This is a genomic window from Lacinutrix undariae (assembly GCF_052934785.1).
Genome location: NZ_CM128809.1, coordinates 3,112,413 through 3,135,740 on the forward strand (window position 1 = coordinate 3,112,413; position 23,328 = coordinate 3,135,740).

Here is a 23,328-nt window from a genome sequence, read left to right on the forward strand (position 1 = left end):
TATTAACAATAAACACATTAAAAGCTTGTAAGTATAAAACTTACGAGCTTTTTTTTGTATTTTGAGACTCTTAATTATAAAACATATATAAAAATGTCTGGAATTTTAGACTTATTAAACGGCGATCTTGGTAAAACACTTATTAGTGGTGTTGCAGGACAAACACAACAATCTGAAAGTAAAACTCAAGATGTATTAACTATGGCATTACCAGTGTTAATGCAAGCTATGAAACGTAATGCTGCCACACCAGAAGGTGCTGAAGGATTAATGAGTGCTATCACAAATTCAAAACATGACGGAAGCTTATTAGACAACCTTGGAGGGTTATTTAGTGGTGGTGTAGATGATAATGTACTTAGTGATGGTAGCAAAATTTTAGGACATGTATTAGGTAGTAAACAAGATAACGTTACAACCGCTTTAGGAGCAAAATCAGGAATGGATGCTGGTTCGGTAGCACAAATATTAAAAGTTGCTGCACCAATATTAATGAGCATGTTAAGCAAAAAAGCTTCTCAAGATAGTGTATCTAGTTCTTCAGGATTAGAAGGTTTATTAGGTGGTTTAATTTCTGGTAACTCACAAGATCAAGAACAAAGCTTCTTAGAATCAATTTTAGATGCAGATGGTGACGGAAGCGTTATTGATGATGTAGCAGGAATGGTTCTTGGTGGAGATAAAAGTAAAGGCGGAATTGGAGGTCTTTTAGGTGGATTATTTGGTAAATAAATAAACCCCTTTTATAAAAAAAAATCAAGTGTTATAACTTGATTTTTTTTTGTTAAAATTCTACTTTAACACCGCTATTCCTTTATAAATTCTTTATTTTATATATTGAAATTTTAAGCATATGAAACCTCTTTTATACAGTTTACTAATTGCACTAACCTTATTAAGTTGTGTAGCAACCCAAAACAGCAATACCAATACAGATGCTATAGAAAATGAAGATGATATTGTAACCATATCAAATGATAATTTAGAGTACGACATCATTATTATTGAACCCGGTTTTAATACTTGGTTAGACAGTTCAGCGCGTCCTGAAGGCTACTATTCTCAACCCTATTTAGAAACAAAAAACAGGATTTATGTAAACGCATGGAATCAACGTGTTAATTTAATTTCTAGCAACAAAGATTTGTACGAAATGCAAATAGATTACAACTCTAGCATTAATTATGGTTACGAATTAAACTATAAGCTTTATAATTATTTTGTGTACTTTCAAATTACACATAATCAAAAATTAGCAGGCGCAATTCCTAGAATTTAAAGTATCTTTGTAATGTTGTTTTTAAACTATGGAAAAATTCAAAAAACGTTGGGAAATCACAAAAAACTGGCAACTACTATTTCCAACAATAGCAATTATCGCCTTACTATACTTATCTCTTAAACTAAGTAGTTTATTTTTTAACAACGCTCCCAATCTATTTTCAGTCTTACTAAGTTTCGTTTTCTATTTTGTATTACTTCGTTTCTTTCTATTTTGTTTTAAGAAGCTAGAACACAAATGGATTGTAAAACAAAAATGGGAAATGATTCGTATTTTCATTGTATTTGCACTCACTGGATCATCCTCAATGATTATAGGACGCCCAATAATTAAGGCTATCGGAATTACTAAAGAAAACTTAAATGTAGGTCTTTATTGGTTTTTATATATTATCATTGGGCTCGTTTTCTATCAAATACTATTAGTTACATTTGGTTGGCTATTTGGCCAATTTAAATTTTTCTGGGAATTCGAAAAGAAAATGTTAAAACGATTCGGCTTAAAACGTTTCTTAGATTAAGTGTATAAACTAAAACAACATATTATATTTAAAATAGCAACCCTTTTAGTGGTAGCCGCTATTTCAATACCCTATGCTGTAAAATTTACACATGTATTTAGTCACCATCAACATGACATTTGCTTAGGTGAAAACCAAACACATATTCATAATTTAGATTTAGAATGTAGTTTTTATAAGTTTAATATCAACACCCCTTTTGTAAGTTTTACAAACGATTTTGATATTCTTATTAAAACAGAAACACATTCAAATCCTACCTCAACACCATATAATTACCTTAAAAGTCATTGGCAATTATCTTATTCTTTACGAGGACCTCCTGCCCTAGTATAATTATTTACTGAATATTTTATACTAAAATTACACCCAATGAAATACACACTATTGGTTGCTTTCTTGTTTATTGTAAACATTACAAGCGGTCAAAACTGTTCTTATACATTTTCTGGTGAAGTTCATGATTTTCATAACGGCACTAAAATTGAAGGAGCAACAATATATATTGAAACTCTAAATAAATACGCTATTAGCGATGACAAAGGAAAATTTGTTATGCAAAATGTGTGTGCCGGTACCTATACAATAACCGTTGCTCACTTAAGTTGCGAAACCATAACTTTTGATCTTGATATTAAAAATGATATCAAAAAAGTCATCAATTTAGAACATCATGTTGAAGCTTTATCAGAAATTAAAATTGAAGGACATACAGGAATTAAGAAAACAAAAACAGCTCAAGAAACTGTTTTAAAATCTAAAACGTTAGAAAAATATAGCTCAGCAAGTCTTGGTGACGCCCTAAAAGAAGTAAGTGGCGTCTCAACAGTTAGTACAGGAAATACAATTGTAAAACCTGTAATTAACGGCTTACATAGTAACAGAGTTATTATTCTTACTAATAATGTAGTACTTCAAGATCAAGAATGGGGAATTGAACATGCTCCAAATGTAGACCTTAATACCGCCGGAAGTATATCGGTAATTAAAGGTGCCGGAGCTTTAGCTTATGGTGGATATGCAATTGGTGGTGTGGTCGTTTTAAATCCTCCCAACTATAAAAAAGTAGACTCCTTATACGGGAAAACAATTTTAAGCGGACAAACAAACGGAAGAGGCGGAAGTGTAAGCACATCTTTAACCAAAACCTATAAAAATGGTTGGTACGTAAACGGACAAGGAACCTTAAAACGTTATGGCGATTTTAAAGCACCAGATTACTACTTAACCAACACAGGGTTAGACTCTAAAGGGTTTTCTGTAAATACAGGTTTTAATTCTTTTGAAAAAGGATTTAGCATTTATTACAGTTATTTAAACAATAATATTGGAATTTTAAGCGCCTCACACATTGGTAATGTAGAAGATTTAGTAAATGCTATAAACTCACAACAACCCACGGTTACAAACCCTTTTAGTTACGATATAAATGCACCGCGACAAGATGTAACACATCATTTAGCAAAAGTGAGTTTTTATAAACGTTTTAAAGGTATCGGAAAGCTTAATATGCAGTACGATTACCAAAATAATCAACGTTTTGAATACGACCTTAGAGTTGGTGATGACAGAAATAAAGCATCTATAGATTTAACTTTACAAACTCACCGTTTGAGTACAAATTTAAAGATAGATAAGTTTGATAATAAAACTTTTGTGGTTGGTTTTGATGGTGAATATCAAGATAATTTTGCAAACCCTAATACAGGAATAAAACGTTTAATACCAGATTATACAAAGTATAGTTTTGGAGCTTTTATAACTTCAGAATGGCGCTTAAACGATAACCTATTAGTAGATGCAGCTTTAAGATACGATTATGTGAATATTGATGCCAAAAAATTCTACCAAACAAGTAGATGGGAAGAACGCGGTTATGATGTAGATTTTAATGATATTATTATTGAAGATTTAGGAACACAATTACTTACAAACCCTAAATTTATTTATAATAACATATCTGCTTCCGCTGGAATTTCATACCGTATAAATGATGAAAACTCAGTATTATTTAATTATAGTTTATCTAACCGAACTCCAAACCCTTCAGAATTATTTAGTGATGGACTACACCACTCTGCTGCAAGAATAGAATTAGGTGATTTACGAATTAAACAAGAACAGTCAAACCGTTTTTCAGTATCATATACCTATAACTCGAAAGCTTTAAATGTAAATTTCGAAACGTTTTACAACAACATCAACGATTTTATTTATATCGAGCCAACAGGTGTACAACAAACCATAAGAGGCTCTTTTCCGGTAGGAGAATACAAACAAACTAATGCCATGTTATTAGGTTTAGATTTAAGTTTAGATCTTAAAATTAATGACCACATTAAATTTGCCAATAAAACCTCTTATACAAAAGGAAGAGACTTATCTCAAAATCGTGACCTAATAGATATTCCGGCTTTAAAAACCATGAATAGTATTACATATACTAATACAAAATGGAAAAATTTTAATGCCGAATTAAAAAGCGAATGGGTTTTTAAACAAAATGAATATCCAAACAATAATTTTGAAACTTATATAGCAGCAACAGATTCGTATGTAAATGTAGATATTAGTACACCTCCACCGGCGTATCATATAATGCATTTTTCGAGTGATGTAACGCTACAAACCTCAAAAAACACAAGTTTAAACATTGGTTTAAGCGTAAGTAACATTTTTAATACCTCGTACAGAGAGTATCTTAATAGATTAAGATATTTTGCCGATGACTTAGGGAGAAATATGATGTTACAACTAAAATTCAATTATTAATTACAAAAAAATTAAAACATGAAATCATTAAAATTTTTATCAGTATTATTTTTATCAGCCTTAACATTTAACTCTTGTTCTTCTGATGACGACAATCCAGAAGCCGTAAATGAAGAAGAATTGATCACAACCGTTACAGCTGTTTTCACGCCTATTGGAGGAGGTGATGTTATCACTTTAGAATATCAAGATTTAGATGGTGATGGTGCTGCAGAAGCGACAACTTCGGTTTCAGGAAGTTTTGCTCAAAACACAACTTACGAAGGTGATATTACTTTTTTAAACGAATCTACAAATCCTGTTGAAGATATTACTGAAGAAATTCTTGAAGAAGGTGACGATCACCAATTATTTTACCAAGTTACAGGAACATTAAACGCTATCACTTATGATGAAGGTTTAGTAAATTACGATTCTAATGGATTTCCTATTGGTTTACAATCTGTATTTACAACAACAGATGCTGCTTCAGGGACAATTACTATCGTATTACGTCACCAACCAAGTAAAGATGCAACTGGTGTAGCTGATGGAGATATTACAAATGCTAATGGATCTACAGATGCTTCAGTATCTTTTGCTGTTACAGTAGAATAATACTAAAATTAATAAACTAAAAAAGCCCTTTCTTAAATTTAGAAAGGGCTTTTTTTTATGCGTTTATGTTTTTAAAATCTGTATGATCTTTTTTAATAACGTAACTATATAGCCACATTAGTGTAAAAGTTGGCACGATATCTAGTCCTGGTAAAGCTTCTTCTACAAAAGAAATCACCGCTCCTACTTTTCCTGCCTTACCTTTATATAGCTTAGTCATTATCCACGCCGAAACCGGAGCCCAAACTATATCTGAAAATTCACCAATTCCTGGAATAAGAAAAGAGGCACATCCTATGGCGTCAAACAAAAGACTTAAAACTAATACTTTGTATTTATTCATGTATTTAATTTTTAACTAATTACAAACAATAAACATACCAAAAAGTAATTATGACAGTTTTTCACTAATCAATTTTAAAAACTCATTACGAGTTTCACTTTTTTCAAACTGACCTCTAAATCCAGATGTTGTAGTTACCGAGTTTTGTTTTTGTACACCACGCATCATCATACACATGTGTGACGCTTCAATAACAACAGCAACACCTTGGGGTTGTAAGGTTTCGTTTATACAATCTAATATTTGTTTTGTTAAACGTTCTTGCACTTGCAATCTGCGTGCAAATACATCAACAATTCTTGGTAGTTTACTTAATCCTACAATTTGTCCGTTAGGAATATAAGCAATATGTGCTTTTCCAAAAAATGGTAACATATGATGTTCACATAACGAGTATAATTCAATATCCTTTACAATTACCATCTCATTATAATCTTCCTTAAACATCGCGCTTTTTAAAATTTCGGCAGCATCTTGGTGATACCCTTGTGTTAAAAACTGCATCGCTTTCGAGGCGCGTTCAGGTGTGTTTAATAAACCATCTCTAGTAACATCTTCTCCTAAATCTTCAATAATAGATTTATAACGCGATTTCACATCTTCGGTTACTTTTATATTATATTCTTCAAATTTCTTATATGGCATTTGTCTCTAAATTTAATCCTATTAAATATCATTACTTAAATACAAAGGTCAGCATTCCCTTTTAAAAAACACAACTAACATTTTATTTTTAACATTTTCTATTTTAAAATAAATTCCGAAGAAAAACAAGAATATCACTAAAGTTAATAACCTGATAATTGTACAACACCGCTGAAAGTAGTAATTTAACCGTTTATTATTTTAGATATGATTAGAGCAAAAAATATTCATAAATATTACAATGATTTACAAGTTTTAAAAGGTGTAGATTTAAATATACAAAAAGGTGAAGTTGTCGCTATTGTTGGGGCTTCTGGGGCAGGAAAAACAACCTTGCTTCAAATCTTGAGTACTTTAGATCAAACACCAAAAGAGGCTGATAATTCATTATTTATAAATGGAATTGATGTTTTAAGTTTGAATGAAAAAGCGCTGGCTAAATTCCGTAATGAACACATTGGATTTATTTTTCAGTTTCATCAACTACTTCCTGAATTTTCAGCTTTAGAAAACGTGTGCTTACCGGCATTTATAAAAGGAACAACTAAGGCTGACGCCGAAAAACGCGCTAAAGAGCTTTTAGATTTCTTAGGCCTTACAGAACGTTACCACCATAAACCAAATGAATTATCTGGAGGAGAACAACAACGTGTTGCCGTAGCTAGAGCTTTAATAAATAGTCCTGCGTTAATTTTTGCAGATGAACCTTCAGGAAATCTAGATAGTGAATCTGCCGAAAACCTTCATAATTTATTTTTCAAACTCCGCGATCAATTTGGTCAAACTTTTGTAATTGTAACTCATAATGAAGAGTTAGCAAACATGACAGACAGAAAGTTAACCATGGTAGATGGTAAAATTGTAAGCTAAATATCACCTAAAAAAACACAAACAAACTCCAATTCTTATTCCATTTTAAGTATTAAAAATAGTAACTTTGTAGAGTACAACTAATCATTAATATTTCTTATGACTTACAGAATAGAAAAAGACACAATGGGCGAGGTAAAAGTACCTGCTGACAAACTTTGGGGAGCACAAACAGAACGTTCTCGTAATAACTTTAAAATTGGTGCAGCAGCGTCTATGCCATTAGAGATTGTTTATGGTTTTGCGTATCTTAAAAAAGCAGCGGCCTATACAAATTGTGAATTAAATGTATTATCGGAAGAAAAACGCGACTTAATTGCTCAAGTTTGTGATGAAATTTTAGCAGGAAAACACGACGATCAATTTCCGCTTGTTATCTGGCAAACTGGATCAGGAACACAAAGTAACATGAATGTTAACGAGGTAGTTGCAAACAGAGCACAACAACTTGCAGGTAATGTTATTGGTGAAGGAGAAAAAGCTATTCAACCTAATGATGATGTAAACAAATCGCAATCTTCAAATGATACGTTTCCTACAGGAATGCATATTGCAGCCTACAAGAAAATTTCAGAAGTAACAATTCCTGGAATTATAAAATTACGAAACACGCTACATTCAAAATCTATAACATTTAAAGATGTTGTAAAAATTGGACGTACTCACTTAATGGATGCAACACCTCTTACTTTAGGGCAAGAATTTTCAGGATATGTATCTCAATTAGACCACGGATTAAAAGCCTTAGAAAACACCTTACCTCACCTTGCTGAATTAGCACTTGGAGGAACAGCTGTTGGAACAGGATTAAATACACCAAAAGGATATGATGTTCTTGTTGCAGATTATATTGCAAAATTTACAGGATTACCTTTTATAACTGCCGAAAATAAATTTGAAGCTTTAGCGGCTCACGATGCATTTGTTGAAACTCATGGAGCATTAAAACAATTATCTGTATCTTTAAATAAAATAGCTAATGATATTAGAATGATGGCTTCTGGTCCTCGTTCAGGAATTGGTGAAATTATTATTCCAGCAAACGAACCAGGAAGCTCAATTATGCCTGGAAAAGTAAATCCTACACAATGTGAAGCCTTAACAATGGTTTGCGCACAAGTTATGGGTAATGATGTTGCTGTAACTATTGGTGGAACTCAAGGTCATTATGAACTTAATGTTTTTAAACCAATGATGGCTGCTAACGTATTACAATCAGCACAATTAATTGGTGATGCTTGTACAAGTTTTGAAGAACACTGTGCAAATGGTATTGAACCAAACCACGAAGTAATTAAACAACTTTTAAATAACTCATTAATGTTGGTTACTGCTTTAAATACTAAAATTGGATATTATAAAGCTGCAGAAATAGCTAATACGGCTCATAAAAACGGAACAACTTTAAAAGTAGAAGCGATTAACTTAGGTTACGTTACTGCCGAAGATTATGATGCATGGGTAAAACCAGAAAATATGGTTGGTGAGCTTAAATAAAAATTAAGTCTAATTATAATACTATAAAAAACGCTAACATTAATTTGTTAGCGTTTTTTTTATTCAGTAAAACTTCTAATTATTGTAAATATTATTTTAATAACAATCCATATTCCTATACCTTTTCCTATTAAAGCACCAAAACCTTTCTTCTTTTTATCTTTTGATTTAGATGTTTTAAAAATTGGAGCTTCTCGTTCTTCTTCAGTATTATTATTTATAGAAATTTTTCTGCTAAAATCTTTACAGCTATCCTTATAATTCGCATAATTCTCAGTTAAACCACATAAAACGCCATATCGCTCTTCAAAAGTGTGATGTTTACAACTTAAACAAATTTTATCGCGCTCTTCTCTCGTCATAAAAATTAAATTTTCATAAATTTAGACTTTATTTTTTATTTATGACAACTTTAATTACCAATATAAAACAACTAGTACAGGTTAGAGATACCAATGTCACTATTGTTAAAGGTAGCGACATGAAAACGTTACCCGTTTTAGAAAATGCTTATCTTATAATTGAGCACGATACTATCGTTGAATATGGTAGTATGGATGATTTTGAACCTATAGAAGCCGATCAAGTTATTGATGCTACAGGAAAAGTAGTCCTTCCAACTTGGTGCGATTCTCATACGCATATTGTTTATGCAGGAGACAGATCACCAGAATTTGTAGACAGAATTAATGGTTTAAGCTATGAAGATATTGCTAATCGTGGTGGTGGAATTTTAAATTCTGCAGAAAAACTTCAAAATACTTCTGAAGATGATTTATACCAACAATCACTAGAACGTTTAAATTCGGTTATGAAATTAGGAACCGGAACTGTAGAAATTAAATCGGGTTACGGACTTACTGTTGATGCCGAATTAAAAATGCTACGCGTTATAAAGCGTTTAAAAAAATCATCTAAAGCTAAAATAAAAGCAACATTACTTGCAGCACATGCTATTCCTAAGGAATTTAAAGATAATACTGAAGGTTTTATTGATGTAGTAGTTAATGAAATGATTCCTAAAGTAGCAGACCAAAATCTAGCTGAATATATTGATGTGTTTTGTGAAAAAGGGTATTTCTCTCTAGAAGATACACGCCGAGTAATTGAAGCAGGAAAAACACATGGGTTAACACCTAAAATACATGTTAATCAATTTAATGCCTTTGGAGGAGTTGGTTTAAGTGTTGAATATGGAGCGCTTTCTGTAGATCATTTAGAATTAATGAACCCAGAAGATATTGAAGCATTAAAAAACAGTAAAACCATGCCAGTTGCATTACCGTCATGTTCTTATTTTTTAAGTATCCCATATTCTCCTGCAAGACAAATTATTGACGCAGGATTACCACTGGCTATCGCATCAGATTACAACCCAGGTTCTACACCTAGTGGAAACATGAACTTTGTAGTAAGTACTGCGTGTATAAAAATGAAAATGACACCTGAAGAAGCTATAAATGCGGCGACTATTAACGGTGCTTACGCTATGGGTGTAAGTAATATGTATGGTAGTATTTGTAGAGGTAAAAAAGCAAACATTATTATTACCAAGCCAATTTCGGGGTATCATTATCTCCCTTATTCGTTTGGCGAAAACCTTATAGATAAAGTTATTATCAACGGAGAATTGATATAAATAAAAAAGCCGAAAGTTTAATACTTTCGGCTTTTTTTATGTGGTAGTTGTTTCTTATTTTAAAGTAAATTCTGTTGTTGAAATCACTTCTTTTTTATTAAAAACATTCACAATGTATTTCCCTTTTTCAAAATCTTCATTAGGCCCCACAAACTCACAAATATCTAAGTTTTTGTTTTCGTAATTAAACTTACTTACTAAACTGTAATTTAATACTTGCCCGTCAAATTCAATTTGCTCATTAGCACCCAAAACATTATTCTTAGGATCAAGAACCTGAACATATAACTCTTTATCTCCTGCACCTACTAAAGTGTTTTTTGCAACTGTAAAACATACTCTAATTTTATCACTTCTACGAGCTCTTTCTGTAGGAATTAACTTCCCTGAACTTCTTTCAATAACACCAAATCCTTTAAGATTTACCATTTGTAAAACAGCTGCATTTTCAACAACATTAGATAATGCCGAATTTTGCACTAATAACGAGTCTGTAAACATGGCTCTTTCATTTAACTTCACTTGTGTACTATCTAAAGATGAGGCTAACATTGCATTTTCCAACTTTAATTTGTCATTCTCAGTTAGTAAAGCATCCATTTCTTCTTGTAGTGATAAAAACTTCTTTTTATAACTCCATAAACTGTTTACGCTATTTTGAGAAATCTTTAACGAATCCATCAATCCTTGAATACGCTCTCTGGCTTCTACCAAATCTTCATTTGCCATTTTATTTTCACCGATAACAATATCATATTGTTTCACCATATTATCTAAATCGGCCATTACCTGAGCTTTCTCCTTTATTAAAGTCGCTTCAGTTTCTTTTTTCTCATTGTATAATTTTGAAGTATAAAATGCAGTTCCCAAGAAAAGCACCAACAATATCCCCAATCCAACTTTTAACCCTGTGCTTTTTCCGTTTGTATCACTCATAGTTTTGTTTTTTAATTATTGAAACGTTAATTTTTTATTTTTTTTATTTTTTGAGTTTTTAATGTAAAATATAAATAAATCAGTATTTTTAATACTTATAATTTAAAATGATTATCCCTCTCATGGAATCACTTGTATTACTGTCTCACAACGATTTAACTACTCTTACAAAAAAACGCTCTGGCGAATCTAAATTTGGTGAATGTGTGCAAACACTTCCCAACTTTACAAATATATACGATGCAATTGTAGATTTGGATGTTACACATGTTATTTTTGGAATAAAAGAAGATATTGGTGTTTTTGCCAACCACGGAAAGCCTGGTACCGCTAATGCTTGGGACGCAACCCTAAAAGTATTATTGAATATTCAAAATAACGAATATACTAATCCACAAAAAGTGCTTATTCTTGGACATTTAGATTACGAAAAAACTCAAGAAAAAGTAAGAGCTTTAAATCCTGAAAGTAAAAAAGATATTGCCAAAGCAAGCCGTAAGGTTGAAAAAATAGACAAAGATGTTTCGTTTCTTGTCAATCAAATTGTTAGTGCTGGTAAAATTCCTGTGATTATTGGTGGCGGACATAATAATGCCTACGGAAATATAAAAGGAAGTGCTTTAGCTCTTGGAAAACCTGTAAATGCAATCAATTTTGATGCACATTGTGATTTTAGAAAAGAGGAAGGTCGTCATAGTGGAAATGGATTTAGTTATGCTTTTAATGAAGGATTTCTTGGAAATTACTTCATTTTTGGATTGCATGAAAATTATACTTCAGAAGCTTTATTTAAAACATTAAATAAGCTTCCAAACGTAAAATATAACACCTACGAAAATTTAAAAATAAGACGTAAAACAAATTTCAATACAGAAGTTATTCGTGCTACAAACCATATTTGTAATGCTCCTTTTGGAATTGAAATAGATTGTGATGCTATTGAAAATATCCCAAGTAGTGCGATGACGCCTTCTGGTTTTTCTGTAAATAAAGCAAGAGCATTTGTTAATGAGTTTGGTGCACATAAAAACGCAACTTACTTACATATTTGTGAGGCTGCTCCTACAAAAGATACCGAAACTCTTGTAGGGAAATTAATCACATATTTGATTACAGATTTTTTAAGAGCTAGACATTTGTAAAATTTAGCTACTTTTATTTCTCAAAAGACACCAATTTATTTAATTGTGCATATTGCAATAGAAGCACTGTTTTGGCATCTTGTATTTCACCAGTACGCAGCATTTTTAAAGCATCTGTAAAAGGGATTTCTAAAACTTCAATTTCTTCGCGTTCAGAAATTAATCCACCTCCTGAATTTACTTTCATAGCGTCAGTATATTCTGCTACAAATAAAAATATTTTTTCGGTTACAGCTCCAGGAGACATGTAGGTTTCTAAAACTTTTTTAGCGCTAAGTATTTTATAGCCTACCTCTTCTTCTGTTTCTCTAATTACGCATGTTTCGGCGTCTTCATTACCATCAATAACTCCTGCACAAACCTCAACAGAATAACCTTTATTATCATTATTCTCATAAATTGGCATCCTAAACTGAGAGGTTAAAATAACCGTATTTTTTTCAGTATTATATAATAACACACAAGCGCCATTTCCTCTATCATAACTTTCTCTAGAAACCGATTTCCATATACCATCATTAAATTTATAATCGTAATTTATGCGGTACAACGTTGCCCATTCTTTAGATAATATGGTGCGTGTTATATTTTTTAATCTATCATTCATAAGTTCCAATTGAGGTTATTGCTATTTAAATAACGTTCATTATTTTTATTAGTTATATCATTTCAAAAATAAATATTTATAAGTGGCAATCAACTGTAATAATTTATATTTTGTAAGAATTTTTATAAAAGTCTATTATAGTAATTATCTTTATGAAAAAATAAATGATGAAACATCAACTTATACTCCTTGCAACTATTAGTTTGTTAATTTCAAGCTGTAAAAACGACGCAAAACAACCAGAAGTTAATAATGAGGCTTCTAAAACAATCACTAAAACGGTTATAAAACCTGAAGTAAAAATTATACCAATTAACCATGCTACTCTTGTATTAGAATATGAAGATGGGGTTATTTATGTAGATCCTGTTGGGGGAGCCGATATGTTTAAAGAACAAAAACCACCACAAATTATATTAGTAACCGATATTCATGGTGATCATTTAAATATTGAAACTTTAGAAGCCATTACTACCAAAAACACTCTTTTAATTGTCCCTAAAGCTGTTGCTGAAAAATTACCAGAAACATTAATAGGTAAGGTTTCAGTTTTAGAGAATGGCGAAATTCAATCTATAAAAAACTCTACTATAGATTTTAAAGTTAAAGCGATACCAATGTATAATTTACGTGAAGAAGCTTTAAAATTTCATAGTAAAGGACGCGGAAACGGTTATGTGATTACTTTAGGAGAAAAAGAAATTTATATTTCGGGAGATACTGAAGATATTCCAGAAATGCGTGCTTTAAAAAATATAGATATTGCTTTTGTATGTATGAATTTACCATACACAATGACCGTTGAAAGTGCTGCGAGTGCAGTTTTAGAGTTTAAACCAAAACAAGTTTATCCTTACCACTATAGAGGAACAGAGGGTTTAAGTGATGTAAATGAGTTTAAAAAAATAGTAAATAAGGGTAATGATAATATTAAGGTTATTCTTAAAGAATGGTATTAATGTATTCAATTAAAATGTTAAAAAAACATTTACTAAAGCTTAATTATGATGATTTGTTCAATAATTGTATATTTGATTCACAATCTAATCTTTTAGTTTCGTTATGATTACACTACTATTTTTTCACAATCTTGTTGTAAGCACATCTCAACTCACAGTAGTACTAGTTTTAACTTCTATTATATTTTTATTTTTTATAGCTATAGCAATCATTAAAATGTATAAACTAAAATCTGAAAATAAAAGATTATCTGAAATGGATACTTCAATGCCGGAAACAGATGATAATTACACAGATTTTACAGATAGTCATTTATACAATAAATAAAAAATGATAACAGTTATAGCTACATCTCTATTTATTGTTTGCTTTTTAATTATAGCTTTCTATGCAAAAAAACATTTATATGTATATGAGCATGAAAAATCCATAAAAAAAGAGTTAGCAATTTTTGATGAAAATTTAAACAAAATTGATGCACTCAATTTAAAATCCAATTACAACATAGGCTCTGGCCATTTGTATGAAAATCATAAATAAAAAACGCCCACTTTACAGTGGGCGTTTTTAGTTATATATAAGTAGTAATTATCTTACTAATTTTTTATACTTAATACGTTTTGGCATTAAATCTCCACCAAGACGTTTCTTTTTGTTTTCTTCATAATCAGAAAAACTTCCTTCAAAGAAATACACTTGACTATCACCTTCAAAAGCTAAGATATGTGTACAAATTCTATCTAAAAACCATCTATCGTGACTAATTACAACTGCACAACCAGCAAAGTTTTCTAAACCTTCCTCTAATGCTCTCAATGTATTTACATCCAAATCATTGGTAGGCTCATCCAGTAGTAAAACGTTTCCTTCTTCCTTAAGCGTCATTGCTAAGTGTAAACGGTTACGTTCCCCTCCAGAAAGTAATTTCACCTTTTTGTTTTGCTCACCTCCTGAGAAGTTAAATCGACTTAAATAAGCTCTAGAATTCACTTCTTTTCCGCCCATCATTACCAATTCTTGCTCATCAGAGAAGTTTTGCCAGATTGTTTTTTCTGGATCAATATTAGAGTGTTTTTGATCTACATAAGCTAACTTAGCAGTATCTCCCACTTTAAATTCTCCTTTATCTGGAGTTTCTTCACCCATAATCATTCTAAAAATAGTGGTTTTACCAGCACCATTTGGCCCAATAACACCAACAATTCCTGCTTGAGGTAGGTTGAAGTTTAAATCATCATATAATAATTTGTCATCATATCCTTTTGAAACACCAATAGCTTCAATCACATTTGTTCCTAAACGCGGTCCGTTAGGGATGTAAATTTCAAGCTTTTCGTCCAGTTCTTTTTGATCCTGACTCATTAATTTATCGTAGTTCTTCAAACGTGCTTTTTGCTTTGTTTGACGACCTTTTGCACCTTGACGTACCCAATCTAGCTCACGCTCTAACGTTTTTTGACGTTTAGAAGCTGTTTTACTTTCTTGAGCCATACGTGAAGATTTTTGATCTAACCAAGATGAGTAATTCCCTTTCCAAGGAATACCTTCACCTCTATCTAATTCTAAAATCCATCCTGCAACATTATCTAAGAAATATCTATCGTGCGTTACAGCAATTACAGTTCCTTTATATTGCGCTAAGTGATGCTCCAACCAATGTACAGATTCAGCATCCAAGTGATTGGTAGGCTCATCTAATAGTAATACATCTGGTTCTTGTAAAAGTAAACGACATAAAGCTACACGACGTCTTTCCCCTCCAGATAATACACCAATTTTCTTATCACCATCTGGCGTACGTAACGCATCCATAGCAATTTCTAATTTGGTATCTAACTCCCAAGCGTTTGAAGCATCAATTTGATCTTGAAGTTCCGCTTGACGGTTCATTAACTTTTCCATTTTGTCTGGATCAGAATATACTTCTTCTAAACCAAATTGGTCGTTTATTTTATTGTATTCATCAAGAATAGCTACAGTTTCGGCAGCACCTTCTTTAACAATTTCTAAAACAGTTTTTTCTTCATCTAACTGTGGTTCTTGTTCTAAATAACCTACAGAGTAATCTTGAAGAAACGTTACATCTCCTTGATAATTTTTATCTGTACCAGCAATAATTTTTAATAAAGTAGATTTTCCAGATCCATTAAGACCTAAAATTCCAATTTTTGCTCCGTAGAAGAAACTTAAATAGATGTTTTTTAATACTGGCGTATTTGCACCAGGAAATGTCTTGGTTAAACCAGACATTGAAAATATTATTTTTTTATCGTCGCTCATTGTTCTAATTTAAAATATATTAAACTCTACCTTTTAGTGCATAAAACACCCATGCTATAGCAAAAAATCCAACTCCAACTGCTGCAAAGCCCCAGCCTGCAACATCATCATATCTAAATGCGCCTAATCCTATTAAAGCGAATCCTACAAAAATCATTATCCATGTAGCCCAAGCTAACACAGTGTTTTTATTCATTGCCATTCTCTATTTCATTTTAGTTAGTAAAATACAAATATCGCTTTTTTTAATAAAAAAACATCTGTAAAATGGGTGATTTACAAGTATTCTTCTTTTTATATCAATAAATTTCATAAATAATGAGTAAAAAGCCAAGCTCAACATTAAATATGCGCCATTTATATAAAAACACATTTACTTTTAAAGCCTATTTATATTCACATTTTCTTATTAATTACATATTAGAACTATTACTTTTGCCGATAATTAACCAAAAAAATCTATTTTTTAAAATGAATAAAGCCCTACTATCTCTCGCCATTGGAGGATTTGGAATTGGTTTAACCGAGTTTGTTATCATGGGAATTTTACCTGATGTTGCTCAAGCTTTTAACGTAACTATTCCTGAAGCTGGACATTTTATTTCTGCTTACGCACTTGGTGTAGTCGTTGGAGCTCCTATTCTTACAGGTTTTGGTAGTAAATGGCCAGCAAACAAAGTGCTTTTATTTTTAATGCTTTGGTTTACGGTTTTTAATACGCTTTCTGCTTTTGCTACAGACTATAATTCATTTATGGCCGTTAGATTTTTAGCAGGATTACCTCACGGTGCTTTCTTTGGAATTGGTGCTGTAGTTGCTGGTAAATTATCTAAAAAAGGAAAAGAAGCACAAGGAATTGCTATTATGTTTAGTGGACTTAGCTTGGCGAACCTTTTAGGAGTACCGTTAGGAACTTATTTAGGGAAAAATTACAGTTGGGATCTGTCGTTTTTAATGGTTGGAATTGTAGGCGTTTTTGCAGTATTATCTGTTAAATTTTGGATGCCGTTGTTAAAACAACCTGAAGAGACTAATTTTATGAGTGAATTTAAAATCTTTAAACGCTTAGAACTTTGGTTAATTATTCTACTTACAACCATTGGAACTGGTGGTTTTTTTGCTTGGTATAGTTATATTGCACCATTAATTACAGAGGTTGCTAAATACTCTGATAATATTGTGCCTTATGCCATGATTCTTGCTGGCTTAGGAATGGTAATAGGAAATTTTATGGGTGCTAAACTTACCGAAAAATTTTCACCACTAACAACTGTAACACTTGTATTATCGGCCATGGTTATTTGCTTAGTTACAAACACCTTTTTAGCTTCAGATCAAGTATTTGTATTAGTGATGACTTTTGTTATTGGTGCTGTTTCTTTTTCTATTTCAACACCTATACAAATGCTTATTATAAGTTCCGCTAAAGGTGCCGAAAACTTCGGATCTTCATTAAACCAAAGTGCTTTTAATGTTGGTAATGCTTCTGGAGCTTATTTAGCAGGATTACCAATTGCAATGGGTTATGGCTACACTTCTGCCGACTGGGTTGGTGCTGCAATGGCTGGAACGGGAGTTTTAATAGCTTTACTTATCTATATGCTAAGAAGAAAACAATCTAAAAACACAAAAAAGCACTTAGTTGAATAAGTGCTTTTTAATTATTTTTTTAAATAGAATTTATAGCGATAACATAGGAACTTCAATAAAAATTAGCTGAGTACTAGTTACGGTTTCTATTGAAAATTGTACAGTTTCTGAAATGCCAATTGCATCTCTCCTTTTTAAATTTTGAGTAGACACACTGGCTTCTCCATCAATAACCATCACATAAACACCATGATGTTCACTTTTTAAATGGTAGTTAAATTTTTGATTTTCATCTAAATCAATTCGTGATATTTTTACATCTTGATTAATTTTCAAACTACCATCATCTGCTGTATTAACACCGCTCACTAAAGTTTGAAGTGTATTTTTTCTCTCTGATGAATTAAATTTTTTCTGATCATAACGTGGTGCTATATGCTGTACACTCGGTATAATCCATATTTGAAATAAATTTAAGTGATCATTTAACGATCCGTTAATTTCAGAATGCTCAACACCAGTTCCTGCCGACATAATTTGTACCTCGTCAGGAAAAACCGATTGCCATTCATTATGCATAGAATCGCGATGTTTTAACTCACCACTTAACGGAATGGTAATAATCTCCATATTTTGATGAGGATGAGTACCAAAGCCCATTTTAGGAGCAATAACATCATCATTAAATACTCGTAAAGCTCCAAAATTCAGCTTTTTAGAATCATAATAATTAGAAAAACTAAATGAATAATTAGCCTGTAACCAACCATGATTTACCGTTCCTCTTTCTTCTGATTTATGAATTACTACTTTCATTTTAACGCATTTTATCTAATAAATTATTGAGCTGATTAGCTTCTTCTTCGTTTAAATTATCTACTAAACTGGTATTTAAATCACTTCCAATAGTTGAAATAAGTGCTTTTCCTTCTTCTGTAATTATAATATGTACTACTCGCCTATCGGTTTCACTGGGAATACGTTTAATAAGATGTTTTACAGATAATTTATCCATTAAACGTGTTGCATTTGGTGCTCTATCAATCATGCGCTCTTTAATAGTTTGCACTTTTAAAGGCTTTTTTGCACCGTTTAATATGCGTAACACATTATACTGTTGCGGGGAAATTCCAAAGGGTTTAAAAAAAGCATTCTGCGTACTCGTTATCCAATTAGCAGTATACATAATATTAATTAGCGCCTTTACTTTCTCGTTAGGAAAACTAGATTGTATGTCTTTTGATATATCTCCCACTGTGTTGTGTTTGTTTTAATTTTTAATCTGAAATAACATCAGCATAAGTCTCATTCTTCTTAAACGCCGCAACAACAAAGCTACAAGTTGGCACCGCTTTAATATGATGTTTGCGCATAAAAACAACTGCAGCTTCTAATAACTTATATCCAATACCTTTACCTTTTAATGATACGTCAACCTTAGTATGATTTATGTCTATTTTTTTAGCATTAATATAACTGTAAGTCATTTCTGCTTTTTTCTGACCTTCTATTTCAATATAAAACCGACCATCTTTTTCATTATCTGTGTGAAGAATATCCATAATTATAAAGCGTTTTCAAAAGTTTTAACTTCTTCTAATAATTGTGCGTTTAATGCTGGGTTAGAAATTTTACCTCCTGAAAAATTATCATCAAAAAATGCAAAAGAATATGTTGCTACTACATTGCCATCATGAAAAGGAAAACGCCCTTTAGCAATCTCTAAAACTGTTTCTCCTCCTCGTCCTCCTGGAGATGTTGCCATTAATAACATTGGCTTTTTAGCAAATACTTTCCCGTTTATACGAGACATCCAATCAAATGCATTTTTAAAAACTGTAGAATAAGCACCATTATGTTCTGCTAATGATAATACAACACCATCTGCTGATTGTATGTATTCTAATAACTTGTGAGCGTTATCTGGTTGTTTTCCTAATGTTATTTCAGCATCCATTCCGTATAACGGTAATTCAAAATCATTTAAATCTAACACAGTAACTTTTACATTATTCACCAAACTTGCTGCATAAGTGGCTAATTGTTTATTAATTGACGTTTTACTATTACTTCCTGCAAATGCAATGATATTTTTCATAAGATTATTATTTTTAGTTTCCATGGCAAATATATCATTAATATTTTTAGTTTCCAAGGAATATATCTCCATGTAACTAATAAATTTATTCCGTATCGGAAAACAAAATTGATTGAAAACTTTTGTATTTTAGCTACAAAATTAAACAGACTATAAATGGACCTTAACTTCAACAAAAACGAAGATTATAATAAATTACTACTTTCAGATTTAAAAAGACGCTTTGCTAAAGTAAAACTTGGTGGCGGACAAAAAAATATTGATAAACAACATGCTAAAGGTAAAATGACTGCTCGAGAGCGTATTGATTATCTATTAGATCCTAAAGCAAAATCTATTGAAATTGGTGCTTTTGCAGGAGAAGACATGTACGAAGAACACGGTGGTTGTCCTTCTGGAGGTGTTGTTGTAAAAATTGGTTACGTTAAAGGTAAACAATGTATGGTTGTAGCAAATGATGCTACTGTGAAAGCTGGTGCATGGTTTCCTATTACAGGAAAAAAGAATTTACGTGCTCAAGAAATTGCTATTGAAAATCGATTACCTATTATTTACCTTGTAGATAGCGCGGGTGTTTATTTACCTATGCAAGATGAAATTTTTCCTGATAAGGAGCATTTTGGACGTATTTTTAGAAACAACGCGATAATGAGTAGCATGGGAATTACCCAAATTGCTGCCGTTATGGGAAGTTGTGTTGCTGGTGGAGCTTACCTACCAATTATGAGTGACGAAGCTTTAATAGTAGATAAAACAGGTAGTATTTTTCTTGCAGGAAGCTATTTAGTAAAAGCGGCTATTGGAGAAAGTATAGATAACGAAACTTTAGGTGGCGCAACTACTCACTGTGAAATTAGTGGTGTTACCGATTATAAATCTAAAGATGACAAAGACGCTTTAGATACCATAAAAAATATTATTGATAAAATTGGGGATTATGATACTGCCGGTTTTAACCGAGCGAAAGCTTTAAAACCTAAAGAAAACCCTGAAGATATTTACGGAATTTTACCAAAAAGTCGTGCCGATCAATATGATATGTACGAAATTATTAAACGCTTGGTAGATAATAGTGAATACGACGAATATAAAGCGGGTTACGGAAAAACAATAATTACAGCTTATGCCAGAATTGATGGTTGGGCAGTTGGTATTGTGGCTAATCAACGAAAATTAGTAAAAACACAAAAAGGTGAAATGCAGTTTGGTGGGGTTATTTATAACGATAGTGCTGATAAAGCTACTCGTTTTATAGCCAACTGTAACCAAAAGAAAATTCCGTTAGTCTTTTTACAAGATGTTACTGGTTTTATGGTTGGAAGTAAATCTGAACACGGTGGAATTATTAAAGATGGTGCTAAAATGGTAAATGCTGTAAGTAACTCAGTAGTGCCAAAATTCACTATTATTTTAGGAAATTCTTACGGTGCTGGAAATTACGCTATGTGCGGAAAAGCTTACGACCCAAGACTTATTGTTGCTTGGCCAAGTGCACAATTAGCAGTAATGAGTGGTAATAGTGCTGCAAAAGTATTGTTACAAATTGAAAAAGCATCATTAAAGAAAAAAGGTGAAGAAATTACCAAAGAAAAAGAAGATGAATTATTCAATAAGATAAAAGATAGATACGATAATCAAGTATCTCCTTATTACGCAGCTTCTCGTATATGGACAGACGCAATTATTGATCCTTTAGAGACCAGAACTTGGATAAGTATGGGAATTGAAGCTGCAGACCACTCACCTATTGAGAAGAAATTTAACTTAGGAATTTTACAGGTATAATTATGAAGCAAAGTATTTATTTTTTAGGTCTCTTATGCTCAAGTATGGCTTTTAGCCAAAGTAGTTATGATAATATTGTAAAACCAAGACTTAGTTTTGTGAGCGATAAATATGAAGCTACAGATCTACAAGATTATATTGCTTTATGTGTACACGATACATTATACGCTAAGTATAAAACAGGCTTACAAATTTCATCCTTAAATGACTCTTTGTTTAAGGATGAAAAGTTTGTTGCAAAATATATGAATACATTTTTTTATCGTAATGATAAAGACAATCGATATATCTCACAATGGAGCGTACCGATAGTGGTTTATATAGATAAAAAAATAACAAAATCTACTCGTGAGAATTTCGAAGAGTTTTTTGCGCAAATTAATAATGTAGAAAACTTAAATATATCTTTCACATCCAAAAAACAAAAAGCAAATTATCACATAAAAGTAGTAGATACCGTTGTAAATGCTTACAGTGAAAATTATACTTTTGATAATGAAACGGATAGAAAAAACTCTTTTCGTACAGGAGCCACTTATAAAATGTTAGATGATGGAAATTATAAACGATTTTCAGGATCTATATTAATCAATCCAAAAGATAAAAGTGAAGATCAAATACTAAAACAGTTAAAACAATTCTTTTATATGAGTTTAGGTCAATTTACTTTTAAAAACAGATATAATGAAGATAGTATTTTCTCTAATAAATATGATAACAGAAGTCAGTTAATACCTGATGATTTAAACATACTTAATTTGCATTATGCGACTATTTATGATCAAAAAATAAATCAATCTACCTTCAGGAAAATTTACTCATTAATAAATACTAAATAATGAAATTATCAATTTATAGTATTGTTTTTCTTTTAATATCTTCGTTTTCTTATGCTCAAAAAAGTAACGATAGCATATATGTGTATCTCAATGATTATAACGACAAATACAAAACACCATTAACAAAGGCCGATAGTTTATCCTTTTTTTTTCACGGAAATGATACGTTAGTTAAAAAAGAACAAATTGCAGATCCTAAAAGAGTTAACGTACCTTATGAATATAAAGATTCTACATTTTTAAAATATTATACTAAAGTCGCTTTTAGAACTACTGGTATAGACTCGGTTGATAATAAGCAAACCATGCGCTATTGGAAATCGCCAATTAAAATATTTTTCTCAAAAAGTATCTCTCCAAAAACAAAAAGAAAGTTTATGAGTTTTGCTAAATCAACAGTAAATCAAATAGATTCTTTACAAGTTTCTGAAGTAAAACACTTAGAAGATTCAAACTATCCTATTTATATTTTTGGTGATTATGAATACAACCATAATTTAGCTAAAGTTAAAACTAGCAATTATGATATAAGATGGAACGGAAAGCAACAAATATATAAGGGAGGTATAAAAATAGATACAAAGAGGTATCTAAATGAATCGCTCGTATTACAAAAACTAAAAGAACTTTTTATTGGAAGTTTAGGGCATTTTAAACTTTTAAATGCGTTTAATTGCGAGAGTTATTTTTCTAATTGCTATTCGCCACAAAAAAAATTAACCTCTTTAGATTTAGAACTTTTAAAATATCATTATTCCTACGGAATTTGTAAAGGTGTAAATCTTGAATGTTTCAATGACTTGCACTACTCAATTAAAAAAAGATTAGAAGGTGAAAATCATATTCACTCATCAATAACTCATTATAACGAGTAAAAAAAGCGACCAATTGGTCGCTTTTTTTTGATATCTATTTTAAATTATAAT

27 protein-coding genes are annotated in these 23,328 nt (G+C 31.4%); 16 read left to right on the plus strand and 11 right to left on the minus strand.

Annotated features, from left to right (window positions below):
- Positions 1–93 precede the first annotated feature (93 nt).
- The 6 genes from ACU4C5_RS13990 (at position 94) to ACU4C5_RS14015 (ending at position 5,171) form a co-directional block, all read left to right on the plus strand.
- The gene (locus tag ACU4C5_RS13990) at positions 94–732 is read left to right on the plus strand and encodes a DUF937 domain-containing protein (RefSeq protein ID WP_446844829.1); all 639 of its coding nucleotides are present in this window, start codon (positions 94–96) and stop codon (positions 730–732) included.
- Positions 733–853: 121 nt separating this feature from the next.
- Positions 854–1,279: a DUF6146 family protein gene (locus ACU4C5_RS13995; RefSeq protein ID WP_446844830.1), complete on the plus strand. Its 426-nt coding sequence runs from the start codon at positions 854–856 to the stop codon at positions 1,277–1,279.
- A 28-nt stretch (positions 1,280–1,307) separates the two neighbouring features.
- Positions 1,308–1,802 (plus strand): DUF6787 family protein, encoded by a 495-nt coding sequence (locus ACU4C5_RS14000; protein WP_446844831.1) that lies wholly within the window; start codon positions 1,308–1,310, stop codon positions 1,800–1,802.
- A complete protein-coding gene (locus tag ACU4C5_RS14005; RefSeq protein WP_446844832.1) occupies positions 1,803–2,138 on the plus strand; it encodes a hypothetical protein in 336 nt (111 codons plus the stop codon).
- 36 nt (positions 2,139–2,174) lie between these two features.
- The gene (locus ACU4C5_RS14010) at positions 2,175–4,574 is read left to right on the plus strand and encodes a TonB-dependent receptor (RefSeq protein ID WP_446844833.1); all 2,400 of its coding nucleotides are present in this window, start codon (positions 2,175–2,177) and stop codon (positions 4,572–4,574) included.
- Between the two features lie 18 nt (positions 4,575–4,592).
- Positions 4,593–5,171 carry a type 1 periplasmic binding fold superfamily protein gene (locus tag ACU4C5_RS14015; protein ID WP_446844834.1) on the plus strand — a complete coding sequence of 193 codons (579 nt, stop codon included), beginning with the start codon at positions 4,593–4,595 and terminating at the stop codon, positions 5,169–5,171.
- Between the two features lie 55 nt (positions 5,172–5,226).
- Here the strand turns inward: ACU4C5_RS14015 and ACU4C5_RS14020 are convergent, their stop codons facing one another.
- Together ACU4C5_RS14020 and folE are read right to left on the minus strand one after the other, a co-directional pair.
- Entirely contained in the window at positions 5,227–5,514 is a 288-nt protein-coding gene (locus ACU4C5_RS14020; protein WP_446844835.1) for a hypothetical protein, read from the minus strand.
- Between the two features lie 48 nt (positions 5,515–5,562).
- Entirely contained in the window at positions 5,563–6,159 is a 597-nt protein-coding gene (gene folE, locus ACU4C5_RS14025) for a GTP cyclohydrolase I FolE (RefSeq protein WP_446844836.1), read from the minus strand.
- Between the two features lie 207 nt (positions 6,160–6,366).
- On the opposite strand from folE, the gene ACU4C5_RS14030 reads away from it, so the two are divergent.
- Together ACU4C5_RS14030 and fumC are read left to right on the plus strand one after the other, a co-directional pair.
- Entirely contained in the window at positions 6,367–7,029 is a 663-nt protein-coding gene (locus tag ACU4C5_RS14030) for an ABC transporter ATP-binding protein (RefSeq protein ID WP_446844837.1), read from the plus strand.
- A 99-nt stretch (positions 7,030–7,128) separates the two neighbouring features.
- The gene (fumC, locus tag ACU4C5_RS14035) at positions 7,129–8,526 is read left to right on the plus strand and encodes a class II fumarate hydratase (RefSeq protein WP_446844838.1); all 1,398 of its coding nucleotides are present in this window, start codon (positions 7,129–7,131) and stop codon (positions 8,524–8,526) included.
- A 59-nt stretch (positions 8,527–8,585) separates the two neighbouring features.
- Here the strand turns inward: fumC and ACU4C5_RS14040 are convergent, their stop codons facing one another.
- Positions 8,586–8,888: a hypothetical protein gene (locus ACU4C5_RS14040; protein ID WP_446844839.1), complete on the minus strand. Its 303-nt coding sequence runs from the start codon at positions 8,886–8,888 to the stop codon at positions 8,586–8,588.
- 41 nt (positions 8,889–8,929) lie between these two features.
- Between ACU4C5_RS14040 and hutI the strand changes: the two genes are divergently transcribed.
- Entirely contained in the window at positions 8,930–10,165 is a 1,236-nt protein-coding gene (hutI, locus tag ACU4C5_RS14045) for an imidazolonepropionase (RefSeq protein WP_446844840.1), read from the plus strand.
- A gap of 54 nt (positions 10,166–10,219) precedes the next feature.
- On the opposite strand, the gene ACU4C5_RS14050 is transcribed toward hutI, so the two are convergent.
- The gene (locus tag ACU4C5_RS14050) at positions 10,220–11,101 is read right to left on the minus strand and encodes a DUF8428 domain-containing protein (protein ID WP_446844841.1); all 882 of its coding nucleotides are present in this window, start codon (positions 11,099–11,101) and stop codon (positions 10,220–10,222) included.
- Between the two features lie 122 nt (positions 11,102–11,223).
- On the opposite strand from ACU4C5_RS14050, the gene ACU4C5_RS14055 reads away from it, so the two are divergent.
- Positions 11,224–12,243, plus strand: a complete 1,020-nt coding sequence (locus ACU4C5_RS14055) for a formimidoylglutamase (protein WP_446844842.1) — start codon at positions 11,224–11,226, stop codon at positions 12,241–12,243.
- Positions 12,244–12,256: 13 nt separating this feature from the next.
- On the opposite strand, the gene ACU4C5_RS14060 is transcribed toward ACU4C5_RS14055, so the two are convergent.
- Positions 12,257–12,850: an NUDIX domain-containing protein gene (locus ACU4C5_RS14060; protein ID WP_446844843.1), complete on the minus strand. Its 594-nt coding sequence runs from the start codon at positions 12,848–12,850 to the stop codon at positions 12,257–12,259.
- Between the two features lie 167 nt (positions 12,851–13,017).
- On the opposite strand from ACU4C5_RS14060, the gene ACU4C5_RS14065 reads away from it, so the two are divergent.
- On the plus strand, positions 13,018–13,809 hold the full coding sequence (locus ACU4C5_RS14065) for an MBL fold metallo-hydrolase (RefSeq protein WP_446846464.1): 792 nt from the start codon (positions 13,018–13,020) through the stop codon (positions 13,807–13,809).
- A 331-nt stretch (positions 13,810–14,140) separates the two neighbouring features.
- On the plus strand, positions 14,141–14,350 hold the full coding sequence (locus ACU4C5_RS14070; RefSeq protein WP_446844844.1) for a hypothetical protein: 210 nt from the start codon (positions 14,141–14,143) through the stop codon (positions 14,348–14,350).
- Between the two features lie 48 nt (positions 14,351–14,398).
- On the opposite strand, the gene ettA is transcribed toward ACU4C5_RS14070, so the two are convergent.
- Complete coding sequence (gene ettA, locus ACU4C5_RS14075) at positions 14,399–16,090, minus strand: energy-dependent translational throttle protein EttA (RefSeq protein ID WP_446844845.1); 1,692 nt, start codon at positions 16,088–16,090, stop codon at positions 14,399–14,401.
- 19 nt (positions 16,091–16,109) lie between these two features.
- Positions 16,110–16,292: a CAL67264 family membrane protein gene (locus tag ACU4C5_RS14080; protein WP_446844846.1), complete on the minus strand. Its 183-nt coding sequence runs from the start codon at positions 16,290–16,292 to the stop codon at positions 16,110–16,112.
- Between the two features lie 269 nt (positions 16,293–16,561).
- Between ACU4C5_RS14080 and ACU4C5_RS14085 the strand changes: the two genes are divergently transcribed.
- Entirely contained in the window at positions 16,562–17,740 is a 1,179-nt protein-coding gene (locus ACU4C5_RS14085; protein ID WP_446844847.1) for an MFS transporter, read from the plus strand.
- 30 nt (positions 17,741–17,770) lie between these two features.
- Here ACU4C5_RS14085 and ACU4C5_RS14090 read toward each other — a convergent pair whose 3' ends face one another.
- From ACU4C5_RS14090 to ACU4C5_RS14105, 4 genes are read right to left on the minus strand one after another with little or no spacing between them, the layout of a single operon-like run.
- On the minus strand, positions 17,771–18,496 hold the full coding sequence (locus ACU4C5_RS14090; RefSeq protein ID WP_446844848.1) for a pirin family protein: 726 nt from the start codon (positions 18,494–18,496) through the stop codon (positions 17,771–17,773).
- 1 nt (position 18,497) lies between these two features.
- The gene (locus ACU4C5_RS14095) at positions 18,498–18,935 is read right to left on the minus strand and encodes a MarR family winged helix-turn-helix transcriptional regulator (protein ID WP_446844849.1); all 438 of its coding nucleotides are present in this window, start codon (positions 18,933–18,935) and stop codon (positions 18,498–18,500) included.
- A gap of 22 nt (positions 18,936–18,957) precedes the next feature.
- Entirely contained in the window at positions 18,958–19,242 is a 285-nt protein-coding gene (locus tag ACU4C5_RS14100) for a GNAT family N-acetyltransferase (protein WP_446844850.1), read from the minus strand.
- 2 nt (positions 19,243–19,244) lie between these two features.
- A complete protein-coding gene (locus tag ACU4C5_RS14105) occupies positions 19,245–19,778 on the minus strand; it encodes an NADPH-dependent FMN reductase (RefSeq protein ID WP_446844851.1) in 534 nt (177 codons plus the stop codon).
- Between the two features lie 156 nt (positions 19,779–19,934).
- On the opposite strand from ACU4C5_RS14105, the gene ACU4C5_RS14110 reads away from it, so the two are divergent.
- From ACU4C5_RS14110 to ACU4C5_RS14120, 3 genes are read left to right on the plus strand one after another with little or no spacing between them, the layout of a single operon-like run.
- Complete coding sequence (locus ACU4C5_RS14110) at positions 19,935–21,563, plus strand: acyl-CoA carboxylase subunit beta (RefSeq protein ID WP_446844852.1); 1,629 nt, start codon at positions 19,935–19,937, stop codon at positions 21,561–21,563.
- 2 nt (positions 21,564–21,565) lie between these two features.
- Entirely contained in the window at positions 21,566–22,402 is an 837-nt protein-coding gene (locus tag ACU4C5_RS14115) for a hypothetical protein (RefSeq protein WP_446844853.1), read from the plus strand.
- Positions 22,402–23,277 (plus strand): hypothetical protein, encoded by an 876-nt coding sequence (locus tag ACU4C5_RS14120; RefSeq protein ID WP_446844854.1) that lies wholly within the window; start codon positions 22,402–22,404, stop codon positions 23,275–23,277. Before ACU4C5_RS14115 ends, ACU4C5_RS14120 begins: the two co-directional genes overlap by 1 nt.
- Positions 23,278–23,328: the final 51 nt, after the last annotated feature.

Coding starts and splice junctions, on each gene's coding strand:
- ACU4C5_RS14080 (WP_446844846.1), bottom strand. CDS start 16,292: ATGGCAATGAATAAAAACACTGTGTTAGCTTGGGCTACATGGATAATG.
- ACU4C5_RS14105 (WP_446844851.1), bottom strand. CDS start 19,778: ATGAAAAATATCATTGCATTTGCAGGAAGTAATAGTAAAACGTCAATT.
- ACU4C5_RS14070 (WP_446844844.1), top strand. CDS start 14,141: ATGATAACAGTTATAGCTACATCTCTATTTATTGTTTGCTTTTTAATT.
- fumC (WP_446844838.1), top strand. CDS start 7,129: ATGACTTACAGAATAGAAAAAGACACAATGGGCGAGGTAAAAGTACCT.
- ettA (WP_446844845.1), bottom strand. CDS start 16,090: ATGAGCGACGATAAAAAAATAATATTTTCAATGTCTGGTTTAACCAAG.
- ACU4C5_RS13995 (WP_446844830.1), top strand. CDS start 854: ATGAAACCTCTTTTATACAGTTTACTAATTGCACTAACCTTATTAAGT.
- ACU4C5_RS14065 (WP_446846464.1), top strand. CDS start 13,018: ATGAAACATCAACTTATACTCCTTGCAACTATTAGTTTGTTAATTTCA.
- ACU4C5_RS14000 (WP_446844831.1), top strand. CDS start 1,308: ATGGAAAAATTCAAAAAACGTTGGGAAATCACAAAAAACTGGCAACTA.
- folE (WP_446844836.1), bottom strand. CDS start 6,159: ATGCCATATAAGAAATTTGAAGAATATAATATAAAAGTAACCGAAGAT.
- ACU4C5_RS14010 (WP_446844833.1), top strand. CDS start 2,175: ATGAAATACACACTATTGGTTGCTTTCTTGTTTATTGTAAACATTACA.
- ACU4C5_RS14115 (WP_446844853.1), top strand. CDS start 21,566: ATGAAGCAAAGTATTTATTTTTTAGGTCTCTTATGCTCAAGTATGGCT.
- ACU4C5_RS14015 (WP_446844834.1), top strand. CDS start 4,593: ATGAAATCATTAAAATTTTTATCAGTATTATTTTTATCAGCCTTAACA.
- ACU4C5_RS14040 (WP_446844839.1), bottom strand. CDS start 8,888: ATGACGAGAGAAGAGCGCGATAAAATTTGTTTAAGTTGTAAACATCAC.
- ACU4C5_RS14030 (WP_446844837.1), top strand. CDS start 6,367: ATGATTAGAGCAAAAAATATTCATAAATATTACAATGATTTACAAGTT.
- ACU4C5_RS14110 (WP_446844852.1), top strand. CDS start 19,935: ATGGACCTTAACTTCAACAAAAACGAAGATTATAATAAATTACTACTT.
- ACU4C5_RS14090 (WP_446844848.1), bottom strand. CDS start 18,496: ATGAAAGTAGTAATTCATAAATCAGAAGAAAGAGGAACGGTAAATCAT.
- ACU4C5_RS14060 (WP_446844843.1), bottom strand. CDS start 12,850: ATGAATGATAGATTAAAAAATATAACACGCACCATATTATCTAAAGAA.
- ACU4C5_RS14050 (WP_446844841.1), bottom strand. CDS start 11,101: ATGAGTGATACAAACGGAAAAAGCACAGGGTTAAAAGTTGGATTGGGG.
- ACU4C5_RS14100 (WP_446844850.1), bottom strand. CDS start 19,242: ATGGATATTCTTCACACAGATAATGAAAAAGATGGTCGGTTTTATATT.
- ACU4C5_RS14055 (WP_446844842.1), top strand. CDS start 11,224: ATGGAATCACTTGTATTACTGTCTCACAACGATTTAACTACTCTTACA.
- hutI (WP_446844840.1), top strand. CDS start 8,930: ATGACAACTTTAATTACCAATATAAAACAACTAGTACAGGTTAGAGAT.
- ACU4C5_RS14020 (WP_446844835.1), bottom strand. CDS start 5,514: ATGAATAAATACAAAGTATTAGTTTTAAGTCTTTTGTTTGACGCCATA.
- ACU4C5_RS14085 (WP_446844847.1), top strand. CDS start 16,562: ATGAATAAAGCCCTACTATCTCTCGCCATTGGAGGATTTGGAATTGGT.
- ACU4C5_RS13990 (WP_446844829.1), top strand. CDS start 94: ATGTCTGGAATTTTAGACTTATTAAACGGCGATCTTGGTAAAACACTT.
- ACU4C5_RS14120 (WP_446844854.1), top strand. CDS start 22,402: ATGAAATTATCAATTTATAGTATTGTTTTTCTTTTAATATCTTCGTTT.